General features: G+C 44.2%; 15 protein-coding genes and 1 other RNA gene. 2 read left to right on the forward strand and 14 right to left on the reverse strand.

Annotation, left to right across the window (positions count from 1 at the left end; genetic code table 11):
• Positions 1-2 precede the first annotated feature (2 nt).
• The 14 genes from ftsA to rsmI form a co-directional block, all read right to left on the reverse strand.
• Complete coding sequence (ftsA, locus tag L4C32_RS02785) at positions 3-1,262, reverse strand: cell division protein FtsA (protein WP_428195328.1); 1,260 nt, start codon at positions 1,260-1,262, stop codon at positions 3-5.
• On the reverse strand, positions 1,255-2,031 hold the full coding sequence (locus tag L4C32_RS02790) for a cell division protein FtsQ/DivIB (RefSeq protein ID WP_428195329.1): 777 nt from the start codon (positions 2,029-2,031) through the stop codon (positions 1,255-1,257). Before L4C32_RS02790 ends, ftsA begins: the two co-directional genes overlap by 8 nt.
• Positions 2,032-2,252: 221 nt before the next feature.
• Positions 2,253-3,713, reverse strand: a complete 1,461-nt coding sequence (gene murC / locus L4C32_RS02795; RefSeq protein WP_428195330.1) for a UDP-N-acetylmuramate--L-alanine ligase — start codon at positions 3,711-3,713, stop codon at positions 2,253-2,255.
• 66 nt (positions 3,714-3,779) lie between these two features.
• The gene (gene murG, locus L4C32_RS02800) at positions 3,780-4,859 is read right to left on the reverse strand and encodes an undecaprenyldiphospho-muramoylpentapeptide beta-N-acetylglucosaminyltransferase (protein ID WP_428195331.1); all 1,080 of its coding nucleotides are present in this window, start codon (positions 4,857-4,859) and stop codon (positions 3,780-3,782) included.
• An 18-nt stretch (positions 4,860-4,877) separates the two neighbouring features.
• A complete protein-coding gene (ftsW, locus tag L4C32_RS02805; RefSeq protein WP_428195486.1) occupies positions 4,878-6,026 on the reverse strand; it encodes a cell division protein FtsW in 1,149 nt (382 codons plus the stop codon).
• Between the two features lie 64 nt (positions 6,027-6,090).
• A complete protein-coding gene (gene murD, locus L4C32_RS02810) occupies positions 6,091-7,425 on the reverse strand; it encodes a UDP-N-acetylmuramoyl-L-alanine--D-glutamate ligase (protein WP_428195332.1) in 1,335 nt (444 codons plus the stop codon).
• 3 nt (positions 7,426-7,428) lie between these two features.
• The gene (gene mraY, locus L4C32_RS02815; RefSeq protein ID WP_428195333.1) at positions 7,429-8,511 is read right to left on the reverse strand and encodes a phospho-N-acetylmuramoyl-pentapeptide-transferase; all 1,083 of its coding nucleotides are present in this window, start codon (positions 8,509-8,511) and stop codon (positions 7,429-7,431) included.
• Positions 8,508-9,869: a UDP-N-acetylmuramoyl-tripeptide--D-alanyl-D-alanine ligase gene (gene murF / locus L4C32_RS02820; protein WP_428195334.1), complete on the reverse strand. Its 1,362-nt coding sequence runs from the start codon at positions 9,867-9,869 to the stop codon at positions 8,508-8,510. The genes mraY and murF overlap by 4 nt, the downstream gene beginning before the upstream one ends.
• On the reverse strand, positions 9,866-11,365 hold the full coding sequence (gene murE / locus L4C32_RS02825) for a UDP-N-acetylmuramoyl-L-alanyl-D-glutamate--2,6-diaminopimelate ligase (RefSeq protein ID WP_428195335.1): 1,500 nt from the start codon (positions 11,363-11,365) through the stop codon (positions 9,866-9,868). The genes murF and murE overlap by 4 nt, the downstream gene beginning before the upstream one ends.
• 2 nt (positions 11,366-11,367) lie before the next feature.
• Positions 11,368-13,119 carry a penicillin-binding transpeptidase domain-containing protein gene (locus L4C32_RS02830; RefSeq protein WP_428195336.1) on the reverse strand — a complete coding sequence of 584 codons (1,752 nt, stop codon included), beginning with the start codon at positions 13,117-13,119 and terminating at the stop codon, positions 11,368-11,370.
• A gap of 2 nt (positions 13,120-13,121) precedes the next feature.
• Complete coding sequence (gene ftsL, locus L4C32_RS02835) at positions 13,122-13,439, reverse strand: cell division protein FtsL (protein ID WP_428195337.1); 318 nt, start codon at positions 13,437-13,439, stop codon at positions 13,122-13,124.
• Positions 13,436-14,386 (reverse strand): 16S rRNA (cytosine(1402)-N(4))-methyltransferase RsmH, encoded by a 951-nt coding sequence (gene rsmH, locus L4C32_RS02840; protein ID WP_428195338.1) that lies wholly within the window; start codon positions 14,384-14,386, stop codon positions 13,436-13,438. The genes ftsL and rsmH overlap by 4 nt, the downstream gene beginning before the upstream one ends.
• A gap of 274 nt (positions 14,387-14,660) precedes the next feature.
• Positions 14,661-15,044: RNase P RNA component class A (rnpB, locus tag L4C32_RS02845), an RNA gene on the reverse strand.
• Between the two features lie 43 nt (positions 15,045-15,087).
• The gene (rsmI, locus tag L4C32_RS02850; RefSeq protein WP_428195339.1) at positions 15,088-15,951 is read right to left on the reverse strand and encodes a 16S rRNA (cytidine(1402)-2'-O)-methyltransferase; all 864 of its coding nucleotides are present in this window, start codon (positions 15,949-15,951) and stop codon (positions 15,088-15,090) included.
• A gap of 63 nt (positions 15,952-16,014) precedes the next feature.
• Between rsmI and L4C32_RS02855 the strand changes: the two genes are divergently transcribed.
• The gene (locus L4C32_RS02855) at positions 16,015-17,829 is read left to right on the forward strand and encodes a penicillin-binding protein activator (RefSeq protein ID WP_428195340.1); all 1,815 of its coding nucleotides are present in this window, start codon (positions 16,015-16,017) and stop codon (positions 17,827-17,829) included.
• On the forward strand, positions 17,813-18,181 hold the full coding sequence (locus L4C32_RS02860) for a YraN family protein (protein WP_428195341.1): 369 nt from the start codon (positions 17,813-17,815) through the stop codon (positions 18,179-18,181). The genes L4C32_RS02855 and L4C32_RS02860 overlap by 17 nt, the downstream gene beginning before the upstream one ends.
• The last annotated feature ends 1 nt before the right edge of the window (position 18,182 follow it).

Below are 18,182 nucleotides of genomic sequence, written 5' to 3' on the forward strand. Positions count from 1 at the left end.
GGTTAAAACTCTTTTTGTATCCAATTACGCATTCTTTTAAAGAAAGTAGAAACAGTGACACGCTTTTGTTGATAATTGCTGTCATCGTGTAACTGGTTTTCTTTACCATAGTGTAAAAGCCCCACTGCAGTTGCATGAAATGGTTCTTTTACATAATCAGTTAACCCACTCACTTCCAGTGGTTTTCCAATTCTTACTTGAGTCTGAAAGACGCGCTCAGCGCACTCTGTCAAACCTTCAATTTGTGAGGCTCCGCCCGTTAGAACAATACCGGCAGCTAAATGATGCTTAGTGCCATCTAATCGAAGTCTCTCTTGAGTATCGTCGATTTTTTGCTGCACCAAACCTAACAACTCAGAATAACGCGGCTCAATAACTTCAGCCAACGTTTGACGTTGTAAGCTTCTAGACGGTCGACCACCGACACTAGGTACATTAACGGTATCGTCTTTATTCACTAGTTCGCTAACGGCACAACCATACTTTACCTTGATCTTTTCAGCTTCGCTAGGTGGTGTACCAAAAGCATAGGCGATATCACTGGTTACTGCATTTCCGGCATAAGGAACCACTTCGGCATGTCGCAGTGCTCCGCCAGTCCAGATAGAGACATCCATTGTTCCAGCACCAATATCAACTACGCAGACACCGAGTTCGCGTTCATCTTCAGTGATCACGGCATTACTGGCCGCCAATCCTGAGAAGATGACCTGCTCGACCTTTAAGCCACAACGCTCAACCGCTTTAATAATATTTCTCGCCATATCATTATGACATGAAATGAGGTGTACGTTTACTTCTATGCGCACACCTGATAACCCAAGCGGATTTTTTATCCCTTCTTGGTAATCGATGGCAAACTCTTGAGGGATGACATGCAAAATTCGTTGTTCATCACCAATTTTAATCGATTTTGCCGTATGGATAACACTGTCCATATCGTCTTGAGAGACTTCCTCATCAGAGATAGGTCCCATCCCTTTTTCGATCATGCTCGCGATGTGTTTGCCTGACAGGGAGATATAAACGGAGGTTATCTGACATTCAGCCATCAGCTCGGCTTGATCCACCGCACGCTGGATAGATTTTACGACCGATTCAAGATCATTAACACCACCTTTATCCATGCCCCTTGCCGGGCTGGTTCCGATGCCAATAACGTTGACCACACCATCTGGGAGAATCTCACCAACCAGAGCTGACACCTTTGCGGTGCCAATATCAAGGCCAACTATAATATTACCTTCTGCAGCCTTACTCATTTCCACTCTCTTGATCTAATTCTTGAATTACCTTCCAACCTACTGCTGCGCCAGTATCATAACGCAAATCGATATACTCAATCGGTTTAGAAGAACTCATTATTCGTTGGTATAGTGCAATAAAACGCGCAATTCTCTCATTTCGAGCATCACGACCTAATTCGATCCTAATGCCATTGCTCAACTCCATCTGCCACGCACGACGCTCGCTTAATACAACTGATTTTAATGACACAGACAGAGATTTTAATCGCTGTTCAGTTTCATTAAATACATTTAAGACTTCGTGGCTGCTTGCTTCTGGCCCATACAGTGACACTTTTTTTTCCTGTAGCTCTGACACTTTTCCATTAAAAATGTCACCATCAGCATTTAATAGTTGTTCATTATTCCATATTGCAGCAGCTTGATGTTCTACAGCAAATACTTTAATGGTATCTGGCCACTGTTTTCGGACTGACACATGAGATATCCATGGCAATGCAAGTAGTGCATTTTGCAGCTGATCGACATCTTGGGTCATAAAGGTACCAATGGTATCTACAGACTGTAGTGCATAACGTACATCACTATCATCCACATGATACAGATCACCCTGGATAATTAATTTTGATAACGGTAAACGCTGCTCATCAACCATCCAACCCAAGGTTGCAGACAGTAACCAAACAATAAGGGAAATAACTAAAAGTAGAAAGACAGCACCGGGTAAGTGCCTCTTTATACTCTGTTTATCTATACATTGTTGTTTATTGACAACCTCTAACATAGCACCCAGCGCTTCAATGCCTTTAAAGCATTCATAAACTAACTTTGCAACGGGGTCAGGTTCAACCAAATATTTAGTCGGACGATTATACTGACCACGACGCGAGTATCAAACAATTGATTGCATATTCTTTATACAGAATGCGATATCTGCTATTACCATAAACTAGCCTAATGCTTTTAACAACATTGAGCCACTCAGTTTACAATGCTTTCGACATATTAATAATCAGCCATAACAGAAGTATTTAACTTAAGATCCGCCAACGTCTTAGCCACCTTACCAATATCGCCTGCACCTTGTGTCAGCAGCAGGTCTCCATCTTGAATAACATTACTTAAAATAGAGGGTAACATCTCAATACTACTGGCAAAGATTGGATCAATTTTACCTCGATTTCGAATACTTCTGCATAGGTCTCGACTGTCCGCTCCTGGAATAGGTGTCTCACCTGCCGAGTAGACATCGAGCATAATCAATACGTCTACGTTTTCCAATACATTGGTGAAGTCATCAAACAGGTCTCTGGTTCTGCTGTATCGATGAGGTTGAAAAATCATGACTAGACGCTTATCTTGCCAACCAGCACGGGCTGCTTTAATAGTGACATCGACTTCCGTAGGGTGATGACCGTAATCATCGACCAACATCACACTTCCTTTGCCTGTATCAAACTCACCAAGATGGTCAAAGCGACGACCTGTTCCCTCAAAACTTTCTAACGCTTTAAGAATAGCCTTGTCATCTACCTCTTCTTCACTCGCCACTGCAATTGCGGCAGTCGCATTGAGGGCATTATGCTCTCCAGGTACATTCAACGTGATATTAAGATCACTTCTTCCCTTACGCTTAACCTTAAATAGTCCCTGTTGTCCTTTTTGCACATAATCCACTAAACGCACATCAGCATCTTTAGAGAAACCATAGGTAATGACTTGACGACTGATTTTTGGGATCAGCTCACGCACTACGTCATCATCAACACACATGACTGCTTGACCATAAAATGGCAGATTATGTAAAAAATCAACGAAGGTCTGCTTTAGCGTCTCAAAATCGCCACCGTAGGTATCCATGTGATCCGCTTCGATGTTAGTCACGATACTGACCATAGGCTGCAGGTGTAAAAACGACGCATCACTCTCATCGGCTTCAGCAATTAAAAAACGACTAGTGCCTAAACGAGCATTGGTTCCCGCACTTTTCACTAATCCGCCATTCACGAATGTTGGATCTAAACCTGCTTCTGAATATATCTGAGTAACCAGAGCTGTCGTTGTGGTCTTGCCATGCGTTCCTGCAACCGCAATACCATGTCGATAACGCATCAATTCGGCCAGCATTTCGGCACGGCGTACAACAGGTATGCGCCTCTCTTTCGCCGCAACAATTTCTGGATTATTTGGATCAATCGCCGTTGAGGCAACAACGACGCTTGCCTGACTGACATTATCCGTTTGATGTCCAATAAAAATCTCAGCGCCTAACGAACTTAGTCGTTCAGTAACTGGATTATTACCAAGATCAGAGCCACTAATGCGATAACCTTCATTCAACAGAACTTCAGCAATACCGCTCATACCGGCGCCTCCGATTCCAACAAAGTGAATACACTCAACTCGGCGCATTTCAGGCACCATAGTTCTAATTTGAGCCAATTGTAGTTTCTTGTTCGTTGTCATCTATTTGTTCTCATCAATATGTTCACTTCAAATTAATCAATAACTTAAAGTTAAAATAAAAGTCTGCTATTTGGCTAAAGCGATAATGGCATCTGCAACTCTAACATCAGCATCAACAATGGCAGCATCTCTCGCTTTCTGAGCCATCTCCATCAGAGCACTTCGATCAAGATCGGCAATCATATCTGTGAGTCCCTGTTCGGTGAGATCTTGCTGTTCAATCATTTTTGCCGCGCCACATCTTACCAGATGATCGGCATTAAGTGCTTGCTGGCGATCTTTATGCATAAATGGGATAAAGATGGATCCCACACCAGCGGCTGAGACTTCGGATACAGTTAGTGCTCCAGAACGACACACTAGCAAATCAGCCCAATGATAAGCTTGCGCTACATCATCTATAAATTCTGTAACTTGAACATCACGACATCCGAGTTGTTGATAGGCTTGCTCTACCGATTCCACATTGCTTTTTCCAACTTGATGCCAAACAGTGACATTATTGCCTAAAGCGGCAATAACGCTTGGCAACGTGGTATTCAAGATTCTTGCCCCTTGGCTACCTCCCATGACCAAAATTTGAATCGGGCCATCTCGCTGTTCAAAACGATCCCTTGGGGATTCAAGTTGACACACATCTTCTCGAACGGGGTTACCGACTACTTCCGCTTGAGGAAAGGCACCAGGAAAAGCTTGCATCACTCGCTTAGCTATTTTTGATAACCATAAGTTGGTTAACCCTGCGACAGCATTTTGCTCATGAAGCACCACTGGGATACCGGATAACCAAGCAGCAATACCACCAGGTCCGCTGACATATCCACCCATACCAAGTACTACGTCCGGTTGCCATGCCTTAATATGTTTCTTAGCTTGCCAGATAGCCGCGCAAATTTGGAAAGGAGCGACCAGTAATTTTTTTATTCCTTGGCCACGTAACCCTTTTACTCGAATAAAATCGATCTTAATACCGTGTTTAGGAACAAGGTCCGCTTCCATACGATCAGGTGTACCTAACCAACGAATCTGCCAACCTTGCTGTTGCAACTGTTTTGCTACCGCTAAACCAGGGAACACATGTCCTCCTGTTCCACCAGCCATCACTAATAGCCGTTTATTGCTAACTTTCTCACTGCTTTGTTTCATTTATTAGCCTTCATAACATCAAGGTGAGCGACTATCTAGGCTCTCTTTCAGCTCTGGGTTTCGGATATTACCACCTGCAATATGAAGGCGATATTCATAATCTATTCTCAATAGGATGGCAACAGCGACCGACATAATGATCAAACTAGAGCCACCGTAACTGATAAGAGGCAGTGTCAGCCCTTTAGTAGGAACAATACCCGCAGAGGCACCTACATTAACTAGCGTTTGAAAGGCAAACCAAATACCGATACCAAAAGCGAGAAAACCACCAAACAGCTGCTCTTGCTCTAAACAACGCTTGCCGATCATAAGCGCTTTAAAAACCAATGCAAATATCATCACTAAAATTAAGCAGACTCCCACAAAGCCTAACTCTTCAGCAATAACGGCAAACACAAAGTCAGTATGAGCTTCCGGTAAATACTCAAGCTTCTGAACCGAGTTACCTAAACCTTGACCAAACAGGTGCCCACGACCAAATGCCATCAAAGATTGAGTCAACTGATACCCACTGCCAAATGGATCTTGCCATGGGTCAAGAAACGAGGTGATTCGTCTCATTCGATAGGGTTCGGCGAGTATCAGCATGACTACCAGTGAGATCCCTCCCACAACCAAAGCAATAAACTGCCACAACTTTGCTCCGGCAATAAACAACATTCCAACAGTGGTCACAAACAGCACGATGACGGTACCGAGATCTGGCTGTAAGAGCAGAAACAGTGCCAGTAATAAAAAGACCGCTAACGGCTTCACAAACCCTTTGATGGTTTCGCGTACTTCACCATGTCGTCGAACTAAGTAACCGGAGAGAAAAATAAACAGCGATAACTTTGTCAATTCAGCGGGTTGTAAATTAAATATCCCTAAAGGCAACCAGCGAGCCGCACCATTAACCGAACGGCCAACCACCAGCACCGCGATGAGTAATACGATCGAAACCATTAGCAGTTGCGAGCTGTACTTTGACCATGTTTCCAGTTTGATTCTGACCACCATGGCGGCAATACCAAGCGCTAACACCAACAGAAACATGTGTCTGAACATAAAGTGAAATGGTTGCCCGGTCAATCGGGTGCTGATCGGAAATGAAGCAGACGACACCATGATTAATCCGGTAAACATCAAACCGAGCGAGAGCCAAACTAACTGACGATCAAACATCACTTTAGGAGACGGGTTCAACACCCATGCTCTTGCATTGTCGAATACCGAACCAAATCGAGTGTTATTCAAAAGTAAGCTCACTTGAGTAAGTGTTTGCTAATCGGGTAAATTCATCCCCTCGGGCCATGAAATTTTTAAATTGATCAAAACTCGCACAAGCCGGAGATAACATAACGATATCACCACGCTTCAAGATTGGAGTAATGGCGATTATCACCTCTTCGATGGAGTCCCATCGTTGGGCACTATCATGCAGAGCAAGGAATGCATCACCATCTGCACCGTAACAGTGTAGTTGAAGCTTTAAGGGCTCCAACATCTCTTTAAGTTCTGAAAAGTCAGCCCCTTTACCGTCACCTCCCACTAAAAGGTGCAGTGTGCCATCCAGTTGTAATCCAGATAGTGCAGCTTTGGTGCTGGCCAGATTGGTCGCTTTTGAGTCATTAACCCAACGTACACCGCTTTTATCAGCAACGACCTGGCAACGGTGAGTCAGCCCTTGGTAAGAGGTTATGGCGGACAAAGCCTCTGTCACATTAATACCAGAGGCATCAATCAACGCAATTGCCACTAAACAGTTAGCCACATTATGACGACCGACTAATCGAATATCGTGACTGGCAATGATTGGCAGATCGCCTTTACATAACCACTCCTGCCCATCACGTGTCGTGACACCATAATCGATGGCAGAGTCTAAGCCAAAACTGACTGTATTGAACGAGCCATCCGGATAAGTTTGTTGATCTTCGCGATTAACAATACAGATATCCGCATGGTCAAAAATGCGTAATTTTGCTTTTCGGTAATCACTCATGCCTTCATATCTATCCATATGATCTTCAGAGAGATTCAAGAAAGCGGCCGCTTTTAGATGCAGCGAAGTGGTTGTCTCTAATTGAAAACTCGATAACTCCAACACGTAGAGTTCAGCCTCTTGCTCCAGCAGATCCAGTGCGGCATAACCAATATTGCCACCGATGGCTGCTTTAACTCCGGCCGCTTTTGCCATCGCTCCCGTTAAATCCGTCACAGTGCTTTTACCATTGGAGCCGGTAATGGCGACTACTGGCACCTTCACAGCCCATGCAAACAGCTCAATATCCCCCACAATTGGAATACCCGCTTGTTGAGCACTTATTAGCTCAGGGGTCGCTAAGGCGATACCAGGATTGACAACAATCAAATCGGCGCCTAACAACCAATCAGTATGCCAGCTGCCACAGTGAACATCGATATCGTTAGGTAGTTGTTCAAGCCCAGGTGGTAAAGGTCGAGTATCAATCACCCGAATAACCAACGAGTGTGGCTGACGCAGAAGGTGTCGTACCACAGACAAACCTGTCATGCCTAAACCGACAACAACAACCTGTTTTACCCCATCCAATCCCTGCATTTTTTAACGTACCTTTAGCGTAGCCAGTGCAATCAACATTAAGATCATTGAGATAATCCAAAAACGAACAATAACTCTAGGCTCAGGCCAGCCTTTTAACTCGTAGTGGTGGTGAATCGGGGCCATACGGAAAATGCGTTGCCCTCGTAGTTTGTATGAGCCAACTTGAAGAATAACGGATACCGTCTCCATCACAAAAACGCCGCCCATAATGACCAGTAAGAACTCTTGACGAACTAAAACGGCAATCGTCCCTAAGGCACCACCTAAAGCCAGCGAACCTACATCCCCCATAAATACTTGCGCTGGGTAGGTATTGAACCATAAGAAACCGAGCCCAGCACCGACAATAGCAGCACAGACAATCACTAACTCACTGCTCTCTTTTATGTAAGGGATATGTAGATAGGCAGCATAATTAACATTACCTGTCGCCCAAGCAACAATTGCAAATCCAGTCGCGACAAAAATCGTCGGCATGATAGCTAAACCGTCCAGCCCGTCGGTTAAGTTCACTGCATTACTGGTACCAACAATAACAAAATAGGTTAATACGATGTAGAAAAGGCCAAGTTGCGGCATCACGTCTTTAAAGAATGGCACAACCAGTTGAGTCGCTGCCGTATCTTTGCCGTAAGTATAAAGAACAAATGCCATGACCAATGCAATGGCGGATTGCCAAAAAAACTTCCAGCGAGCAATCAAACCGTCGGTGTCTTTACGAATTACTTTACGGTAGTCATCAGCAAACCCAACAGCACCATAGCCAAACAGAACAAACAGTACTGCCCATACATAAGGGTTACTTAGATCTGCCCATAATAGAACCGTTAAACCGATAGCAAACAGTATCATCACTCCCCCCATCGTTGGGGTGCCTCGTTTACTAAAGTGAGACTCAGGGCCGTCATCTCGAACCACTTGCCCAATTTGCATGTTCTGCAAGTAGCGGATTAATTTAGGTCCAAACCATAAAGAGAAAACAAGCGCAGTAATAACACTGATTATTGCTCGAAAAGAGAGGTACTCAAACAGTCGAAAAAACGGGAAGTACTGCTCTAATATGTTCGCTAGCCAAATGATCATTTATTACTCTCCTTTAGAGCCTTCACAACGTCACTCATGCGAGAACTGTTTGCGCCTTTTACCAACACGGTAACCTCATTGTTTTTCTGTTTATCTAATTGCTGTAATAAAAACGCAATCATCGCTTCGCGGCAATCAAAGTGCATTCCATTACAAAGTTCACTGATTATTTTACTATCAGACCCAAAAGTCATGACATTCTCAAAATCAAACTGAGCTGCATATTCACCAACTTGACGATGAAGTGCAAGACTTTCTGTTCCTAATTCAGCCATATACCCTAAAACAAGCCAACGCTCTCCTTGAAAACTGCTTAATAACTCAGCCGCAGATTTCATCGCAGGAACACTGGCATTATAAGAGTCATCAATAAGAGTCAACGTATCCGTGAGTTTAACCACTTCTACCCGTCCTTTCACATTACGAACACGCTCTAGCCCCTGTTTCACTTCACTAAGCGTAGCACCAGCAAGCATAGAAAGTGCAGCCGCAGCCAATGCGTTGCTAATATTGTGTTTCCCTAATAGGTGTAAGTTGATATCCAACTCACCATCAGGGGTGTGCATGATAAAACTGGCTTCTCCATGATGGTTAATCACAATATGGGAGGCGTAAAAGTCGGTCTCTGGGTTACTTAATGAGAAGAGTGTCACCTTTTTATCACTTAACACAGTCTGCCATAACATCATGTCACAGCTGTCACTGTTAACCACCGCATGACCATCGGTTGGTAAACCTTGAAAAATTTCCGCTTTGGCCGTTGCTACCCCTTGCAGAGAACCAAAACCCTCTAAGTGTGCAGCTGCAATATTATTAACCAGCGCAATGTCGGGTTTTACTAACTGAGTGGTGTAAGCGATCTCGTTAAGATGATTGGCCCCTAACTCAATGATTGAGTAGTCATCTTGGGGCTCCGCTCTTAATAACGTTAAAGGTACCCCGATTTCATTATTAAAATTACCTGCCGTCGCTAATACCTTACCTTTTAATTGCAGTATCTCTGCCAGCATCTCTTTGACCGTGGTTTTGCCACAGCTTCCAGTCAACGCAATCGCCAGTGCCTTGGATTGCTGATGCACCCACTCTCCTAACTGACCTAGAGCCACTTGTGTGTCTTTTACAACCAGTTGCGGAACGGCTACATCCAGTTTTTTACTGACCAATAGAGCCGTAACGCCATCAGTCACAGCTTGATGACAAAAATCATGAGCATCAAAGCGCTCACCAATAAGGGCAATAAAAAGAGTCTGTCGCTCGATACTGCGAGTATCCGTAGACACGTGCTGGACAGTGGCATCACCCCCCACAAGCTCAGCATTGAGTATTGGTGCTAATTCGCTCAATTTAAAAGGGGTCATGATGTCATCTCTTGCAACAGAGTTGCTGCTGTTTCTCGATCGGAATAGTGTACATTGCCGCTATCAAATACTTGATAATCTTCGTGGCCTTTACCTGCTAACAGAATAATGTCCCCCTCATTCGCCCCTTTTAACGCCAGTTGACAAGCATCAAAACGATGATGTTCAACAAAGATATCTCCAGGGTTATTCACCCCAGCTAGCATATCGTCAATGATACGTTTAGGATCTTCAGTACGTGGATTATCATCGGTTAAAATGACGTTATCTGATAGGCGTTCAGCAATCTCAGCCATCATAGGCCTTTTGCCTGTATCGCGATCGCCACCACACCCAACAATCGACCACAATTTACCCTCACAATGTACCCGTAGCGCTAGCAACGCTTTCTCTAAGGCATCTGGGGTATGGGCATAATCCACGACAATTTTAGGTGCATTAGGACGGTTTGATATTTGAAAAAGTTCCATACGACCAATCACCGCATTTAGCTGAGGTGCCGTATCAACAAGCCGTTCAATGGAATAACCTTGTGTCAACAACGTCGCCATCGCAAGCAGAACATTGCTAGCATTAAACGCGCCGATAAGAGGTACGGTTAACTGGCAAGCTCCCCAACTTGAATCGATCTCCATTTCAATACCCTTTGTCGAGTATTGCACCGAGGTTGCCCACAACTTTTCTCCCTTTAACTCAGAGAGATCCCGTTGCTCAACCGAAACCGCCACAGCCTGAGGTAACTCAGTCAACCACTGATAGCCCACAGGATCATCGGCATTAATTATCGCAGCGGAACATTGATGTTCGGTAAACAGCCCTTTCTTTGCTAGACCGTACTGCTCCATATCCCCATGGTAATCAAGATGATCTCGGCTTAAATTAGTAAATACAGCGGCAGAAAAATCCAACGCCTTAACCCGGCCTTGCACTAAGCCGTGTGATGAGACCTCTAACGCCGTTAACTGCGCGCCCATCTGCTCCAACTCAAACAGAGTTTTCTGTATTTCAATGGCATTACCTGTGGTATTTTTTGCAGGAGTTAGGCTTTCAAGTAATCCATTTCCTGTGGTGCCCATCACGCCAGCACGTTGACCTAGCAGAGTTGCCCACTGAGCGATAATCTGTGAGATGGTGGTTTTACCATTGGTCCCCGTAATACCGACCAATGTCATTTTACGATCAGCTGCCTGATAAAAACGGCCAGCTAACGCTGATAGTATTCTGGCAATGTGATCCATATAGATAATCGGCACGCCATCTTGAACTGCAGTCGTGCCATTAACGTGCAGCTCATCAGCATCAGCAATAACCGCAATCGCCCCAGCTTTAATTGCTGCAGAGATGAAGTTGCGTCCATCCAGAGCGTGCCCTTTAATGGCGACAAAAAGGCAGCCATTCGATACCGCTCTGCTATCAACGCTCAATGCTGAAATTTGACTTAAATCGGTTACTGCTACCCAAGGAGAAAGCAGTTCTTTTAACGTTATAGTCGGCATGTTTACTCTCTTGTATTGACGATATCTAGGTGCTGAACACTCTTTTCATCTGGCGCTATATTTAAAATCTGTAACGCACTCTTTAGTACTTCACTAAAAACAGGGGCTGCCACTTGACCGGCATAATATTGATCACCTTGAGGCTCATTAATCACCACAACCAACGCAATCTGAGGATCACTTACCGGAGCCACACCCGCGGTAATGGTCATATACTCATCACTGTAACCGCCTTTAGCCGCTTTTCTTGATGTCCCTGTTTTTGCTGCAACGCGGTAACCCGGAACCGCCGCTTTTGTTGCGGTTCCGCCTTTTTGAGTCACGGTTTCTAACATATTGAGAACAGCACGTGCATTGTCCGCATCAACCACCTGTTTTCCAGGGATATCACCCGTCACTTTTAGAATCGAGAGCGGCCTAAGCTGACCATGAGCACCTAACGTGGCATATGCGTGCGCCAGTTGTATAGGGGTCACGGACAGTCCATAACCAAACGCCAAGGTTGCTATTTCAAATTTTGACCAACGGCGGCGATTTGGGAAAATACCGCTCGCTTCACCAATAAGGCTCAACCCTGAATCTTCACCTAATCCCATCGCATTATAAGTCGCTAAGATATCTTGCAATGGCATATTAAGCGCAAGCGTAGCGACCCCAATATTGCTCGATTTCTTAAGGATCGTAGTCAGATCCGCTTTGCCAATCTTGACACTATCTCGGACACGGCTTCCACCCAATTGCATGATGCCATTACCCGTATCGATAATCGTATTTAAGTTAGCCGTTTGGGTTTCTAATGCGGACAGAACCACAAAAGGTTTGACCGTCGACCCTGGCTCCATTGAATCCGTAATGGTGCGATTTCTCATTCTAAAGCTTTGTAATTCATTACGATTATTCGGGTTATATGAGGGGGCATTCACCATAGTCAACACTTCCCCCGTGTGCACATCAATAATAATGACAGACCCTGACATGGCTCGATGATCCGCAACCGCCTGTTTAATTGCTCGATATGAGATAGCTTGTAAGCGTTGATCAATACTCAGAGTAAGAGGTTTCCCCTCCTCACGTTTTTTTAAAGAGATATTCTCGACCACACGTCCATAACGATCTTTTCGTACTGTTCTTCTGCCTGGCTCACCGGTAACCCAACCATCATAACTGCGCTCAACGCCCTCTAAACCGTGCCCATCAATACCAGTCACACCAATAACGTGAGCACTGATCTCACCACTTGGGTAGTAGCGACGAGATTCATCTTTAAGCCCAATACCAGACAGCTTTAATTTTTTGATATACGCTGACATCGCAGGGCTGACTTGACGCTGAAGATAGACAAAACGTCTTTTTTTATTTTTTTCAATCTTGGTGATCAGATCCTGTCGTTTGATACCAAGCACATCGGCTAATGCATACCAACGCTGAAGCTCCGCTAAACCACCATTTTTGTAGATAGTCACAGGATCGGCCCATACTGCCTGAACTGGCACACTCACCGCTAACTGTTCATTGTTTCGATCAGAAATAATGCCACGGGCAGAAGGGAGGGCTTTGACGCGAATCGAGCGCATATCCCCCTGCTGGATCAGGGAGTCAGGCTCAATCACTTGAATATAACCCGCTCGAGCTATTAGGATTGCCATGGCTAAAAAAATAAAGAAAACGATAACACCAAAGCGCCACTGAATAAGAGTCGGGGGCGCTTTGGTAATACGTTTATTACTATTTTTTTTCTGCTTTTTTTTCAACATTTTCATTCGAAGTTAACGATGACCTCTTTATCAGAATCTGGGCGTTTCATGTTTAACTCTTCAATAGAGCGTTGCTGAACCCTACTGTGTTCTGATAACGCCGTCTCCTCTAGAATGAGATTACGCCACTCACTGTCAAGATGATCTTTATCTTGATAGAGATTATTGCGCTCTACAACCAACTGTCTGGTGCTGTGCGTCACCAAAACCACCCCTATCGCACTAATGAAAATAGTAATAAGCAAGATGAGCTGAAAGCGCCCTATCCCAAATAGGTCTCGTAATATGACGCTCGCTAACTGGTTTTTATCACTGCTCATAGGCGAGCTGCGACTCGTAAAATAGAACTGCGTGAACGAGCATTTCCATCCACTTCATCGGTGGACGGTTTGATCGCTTTGCCAATCGCTTTCATCGACGCACTGCCTAATGCTTTTATTTGATCTTCTGTTAATGGCAAACCATGAGGAACCTGTGGCCCTTGGCTCTGCTTACGAATAAACCGTTTCACCATACGATCTTCAAGCGAGTGGAAACTGATGACCGAAAGACGTCCATCCTGAGCCAGAATTGACAGGGCTCCATTCAATGCTTTTTCAATCTCTTCCAGCTCACTATTAATATAGATTCTGATCGCTTGGAAACTGCGAGTCGCAGGGTGTTTTTTCTCTTTAAAACTCTTTGGCGCTGCATTCGAGATAAGATTAGCAAGCTGATTCGTACGTGTTAGCGGCTCTTTCTCTTCATCATCACGGTGTGCAACAATCGCTTTTGCAATACGTCGTGCATGTTTCTCTTCACCAAACTCTCTCAATACCCAAGTAATGTCATCTAATTCTGCCGTTAATAGCCACTCAGAAGCAGGGATACCTGACGTGGGATCCATTCTCATGTCCAACGGGCCATCTTTCATAAAGCTGAAACCACGTTCTGCATCATCAAGCTGAGGAGAAGAGACACCGAGATCAAGCAAAACACCATCTATTTTTCCAACCAGATCTAATGATTCAACATACTCGGCAATGCCTGAAAAAGGTCCGTGGATAATTGAGAAACGAGGATCGGTTATGGTTTGCGCTTCAGCAATCGCTTGAGGGTCTCTATCGATGCCATATAAACGTCCTTGCTCACCTAGCTGAGACAAGATCTGACGACTGTGCCCACCTCGCCCAAACGTACCATCAATATATATTCCATTAGGTTTAAGCGCTAAGCCATCAATGGATTCTTGTAGTAACACTGATACGTGTTGAAATTGTTCAGACATAGTTAGTATTTATCGCCATATATACATAATAAAAAGAGTGGATTGCCATGGTTCGAAAATTCTAATGTAAAACAGCTACACCGCGGTTTTGTCATTGGTGTGTGAATTATTCGCCCAGTAAATCATTCTACCTGATCCAGTCTTGCTGAATCCAATTAAAAAGTGTTTCACTTGTTTATATTGCTAGGAAGAACTAAATATCTGTAGAAAGAGAAAAGCCCATCATAAATCATCCTAATAAAAGGTGCTTTATGATGGGCTTTGCCTGTTTAATTAGTGGAATTGACCTATAAGCCGGGTTCTGTTCCGCTTTCGCGGTAGTAGCCATTCGTCTAGGCCAGCAATCGCTCACTGGCTCAAGCAACCTACCCGCCTCCAAACGCGAGCCGCGCTATGTGAAAGCCTATTTGGTCTTGCTCCGGGTGGAGTTTACCCTGCTACGAACTATTACTAGCCGCACGGTGCGCTCTTACCGCACCCTTTCAGCCTTACCTGTGCTTGTAAACAAGCCATCGGCGGTCTTCTCTCTGCTGCACTTGTCGTAAGCTTTCGCTTCCCAGGCGTTACCTGGCACCCTGCTCTATGGAGCCCGGACTTTCCTCCCCTCCATCAGTCTCCCAAAGGACATCAATGAAGCAGCGGCTACCCAGTCAATTCCGTCGCGGATTGTATAAGAGCCGAATAGAAGTTACCAGTAAAAATTAACTTAAGTGCTCTAATCCCCACTTATAGAGTGCATTTTTCTTCTCACCATGAATTTCGGCTGCTATTGCTGCTGCTTTTTTGAGCGGCAACTCTTTCACTAAAATTTCTAATGTTCTTGTTGCTTCTCGTGCAATTGTATCTGTTTCTGGTGCTCGGTACCCGTGAATGAGTATCACCATCTCACCGCGCTTACGGTTATCATCCTCTTTGATCCACTCAATTAACTCACCTAAAGGAGCACCGTGGAAGGTTTCGAATGTTTTAGTGATCTCTCTTGCTAATACCACATGTCGCTCAGGCCCTAGCACCACTAGCATATCTTCTAAGGAATCCATGATTCGATGTGGTGATTCGTAAAAAATGCAGGTTCTTTCCGCTTGCATAATCTGTTCAATCTTATCCCGGCGTCCTTTGCTTTTTGCAGGTAAAAAACCTTCAAAACTGAACCGGTCAGAGGGCAGGCCAGAGGCACTTAACGCCGTAATCACAGCGCACGCACCAGGTAAAGGAACAACATTGACGCCCGCTTGACGACATCGGTTCACTAAATGATACCCTGGGTCACTAATTAATGGCGTTCCAGCATCTGAGACAAGTGCTATATTTTGTCCTTGCTGTAACCGTTCAATGACCATGTCCGCTTTGTGCTGTTCGTTATGGTCATGAAGTGCAAAGGTTTTAGTTGAAATCATGAAGTGAGACAATAACTTACCAGTATGTCTTGTATCTTCAGCCGCAATGAAATCTACCCCTTTAAGCACCTCAATAGCACGTTGGGTAATATCTCCTAAATTACCAATAGGAGTGGGGACAATGTACAAAGTTGCGACACCTGGCACGAATGAATTCTGATCAGTCATTTGTTTACAATCTCTTCTGCGATTATCATAGGGGGAATTCTATAGGACAACTAAATTGAGCTCATGGCGAAAATAACTCACAAGTGTAAGAGTGTATCACGACTAATCACCCCTGTAGCCTTTGCAATTGCATTGGCAGCGTGTACAACAACATCGACTAAAGCACCTAGAGGTGCAGATATTACCTCATCACCAACGGAATCGTCAGCAGCTTATATCCTTAAAGCGGATAATAGCCAAGGCGTCACTCAGAGTGACTGGCTAATATTAGCATTAAAATCTGCGGTAGCAGCGGATGATCAACGTCAAGCAGAACTGTTGATTGGCCGATTAGTCACTCAGTCACTGACACACAGCCAAATCGCAGAGTGGCAACTTGCCCGTGCTGAATTGAGACGAAATCAATCTGACTACCTCTCAGCTCTGCAACGGCTCGATTTTCAGCCATTCTGGCAATTAGAAGCGGCTCAGTGGCAGCGCTATTATGAACTTCGTCATGAACTGCATCTGTTCACTGCTGATTATCTTGAAGCCAGTCGCGATCTCATTGAATTGGCTCGATATACAAAAAGTGAAGAGCGAACCAGCGAACTCTGGGCATCTGTTTGGCAGCATGTTTCTGCGCTTAATCTGGTTGAAACCGACTCTTTACCCATCAAAAATGACGAAGTTATACTGTCTGGCTGGTTATCACTCTCTCAGCAGCTAAACACGTTAAAAGATAGACCTATGCTACTGCAGTCATCGTTAAAAAGATGGTTCAGTGAGCACCCAACTCATCCTGCAAACGTCTATCCACCGCAACAAATTCAAGACATTCTAGCCCTTGAGATCATTCAACCAGAAAATGTTGCTCTGCTGCTTCCTTTAACAGGTCGATTTGGCCCACAAGGGATAAGAGTAAGAGATGGCTTTATTAATGCGATGTTTGATGACAGTAAAAGAGACGCAATTGTTCACTTTAAGGTAATTGATACCAATGAGGTGAAGATGGATGATATTGTTGTACAGCTTGAAGCGGATAAAACGCAATTTGTGGTAGGCCCACTGATAAAGTCGGAAATAATAGAATTCCAAGATTTAAACCGAGGCATTATCGCTCAGCTAGCGCTTAATATTCCAGATGAGATCAACCCTGCAAACAACAGTTGTTATTTCACCTTATCGCCAGAACAAGAGGTTGAGCAAGCCGCAGAACACCTATTTGAAAAGGGTCATAAACATCCTCTTTTCCTTGCTCCAAAAGGGAAATATGGTGATCGTCTTGCTCAAGCCTTTACCGATAAATGGCAACAGCTGACCTCAGAACAACCTGATGTACATTTTTTTGGTAAACGTTCAGAACTGCAGCGCCAGGTTAATGAGGTTTTTGGGTTATCGGCCAGTGAACGCCGGATCAAACAGATGGCACAGCTGCTTAATATGGACATAAAACATGAAGCGAGAAGTCGTCGTGATATTGACGCAGTCTACATGGTTGCCACTAGTGCTGAATTGACTTTATTAAAACCCTTCATTGAAGTCGCAATTAATCCAGGGGTTGCAGCGCCTAAACTATATGCAAGCTCACGCAGTAATAACGGTACTCAACAACAATTGTCTGAGCTTCAAGGTGTCGAGTTTAGTGACATTCCATTTTTAGTCGATGGGGATACCGCCTTTAAGGCCAAGTTTGAGAAGATCTGGCCTAAGAGCAACAAAACAGAAACACGTCTTCACGCTCTAGGAATGGATGCTTATCAGTTAATTTCTGAACTTCCACAAATGAAAGTAATCGAAGGATACAGTGCCGAAGGAAAAACAGGAACATTAAGTATCGACAGTCAATGTGTTATTCAACGTCAAATAAGCTGGAATCAGCATGGCGTTACTGACTAAACGTGACAAAGGGAATCATTATGAATCAGTGGCAAAGCATTTTCTGCTTCGCCACAATTTAACTTTTATTGCTCATAACTTTATATGTAAAATGGGTGAATTGGATCTCATCATGAAAGACTCCGATACCATCGTATTTATTGAAGTAAAGTATCGAGATAATAGACGCTATGGCTCAGCAGAAGAGATGGTTCACTGGAAAAAACAGCAAAGAGTAAAAAAAGCTGCTTTTTATTGGTTAAAACAGAACCGAATCTCTATTGAGCATGCATCATTCAGATTTGATGTTATTGCCATCCATGATCAGGGTAATGACATTAATTGGATTAAAAACGCAATCGTTGAAGGGTAAG

Source organism: Aliivibrio kagoshimensis, assembly GCF_050337105.1.
GTDB lineage: Bacteria > Pseudomonadota > Gammaproteobacteria > Enterobacterales > Vibrionaceae > Aliivibrio_A > Aliivibrio_A kagoshimensis.

Excerpts from the sequence above, each read along its gene's own strand:
- ftsA (WP_428195328.1), bottom strand. The coding sequence starts at position 1,262 with ATGAGTAAGGCTGCAGAAGGTAATATTATAGTTGGCCTTGATATTGGC.
- L4C32_RS02790 (WP_428195329.1), bottom strand. The coding sequence starts at position 2,031 with ATGTTAGAGGTTGTCAATAAACAACAATGTATAGATAAACAGAGTATA.
- murC (WP_428195330.1), bottom strand. The coding sequence starts at position 3,713 with ATGACAACGAACAAGAAACTACAATTGGCTCAAATTAGAACTATGGTG.
- murG (WP_428195331.1), bottom strand. The coding sequence starts at position 4,859 with ATGAAACAAAGCAGTGAGAAAGTTAGCAATAAACGGCTATTAGTGATG.
- ftsW (WP_428195486.1), bottom strand. The coding sequence starts at position 6,026 with ATGTTTGATCGTCAGTTAGTTTGGCTCTCGCTCGGTTTGATGTTTACC.
- murD (WP_428195332.1), bottom strand. The coding sequence starts at position 7,425 with ATGCAGGGATTGGATGGGGTAAAACAGGTTGTTGTTGTCGGTTTAGGC.
- mraY (WP_428195333.1), bottom strand. The coding sequence starts at position 8,511 with ATGATCATTTGGCTAGCGAACATATTAGAGCAGTACTTCCCGTTTTTT.
- murF (WP_428195334.1), bottom strand. The coding sequence starts at position 9,869 with ATGACCCCTTTTAAATTGAGCGAATTAGCACCAATACTCAATGCTGAG.
- murE (WP_428195335.1), bottom strand. The coding sequence starts at position 11,365 with ATGCCGACTATAACGTTAAAAGAACTGCTTTCTCCTTGGGTAGCAGTA.
- L4C32_RS02830 (WP_428195336.1), bottom strand. The coding sequence starts at position 13,119 with ATGTTGAAAAAAAAGCAGAAAAAAAATAGTAATAAACGTATTACCAAA.
- ftsL (WP_428195337.1), bottom strand. The coding sequence starts at position 13,439 with ATGAGCAGTGATAAAAACCAGTTAGCGAGCGTCATATTACGAGACCTA.
- rsmH (WP_428195338.1), bottom strand. The coding sequence starts at position 14,386 with ATGTCTGAACAATTTCAACACGTATCAGTGTTACTACAAGAATCCATT.
- rsmI (WP_428195339.1), bottom strand. The coding sequence starts at position 15,951 with ATGACTGATCAGAATTCATTCGTGCCAGGTGTCGCAACTTTGTACATT.
- L4C32_RS02855 (WP_428195340.1), top strand. The coding sequence starts at position 16,015 with ATGGCGAAAATAACTCACAAGTGTAAGAGTGTATCACGACTAATCACC.
- L4C32_RS02860 (WP_428195341.1), top strand. The coding sequence starts at position 17,813 with ATGGCGTTACTGACTAAACGTGACAAAGGGAATCATTATGAATCAGTG.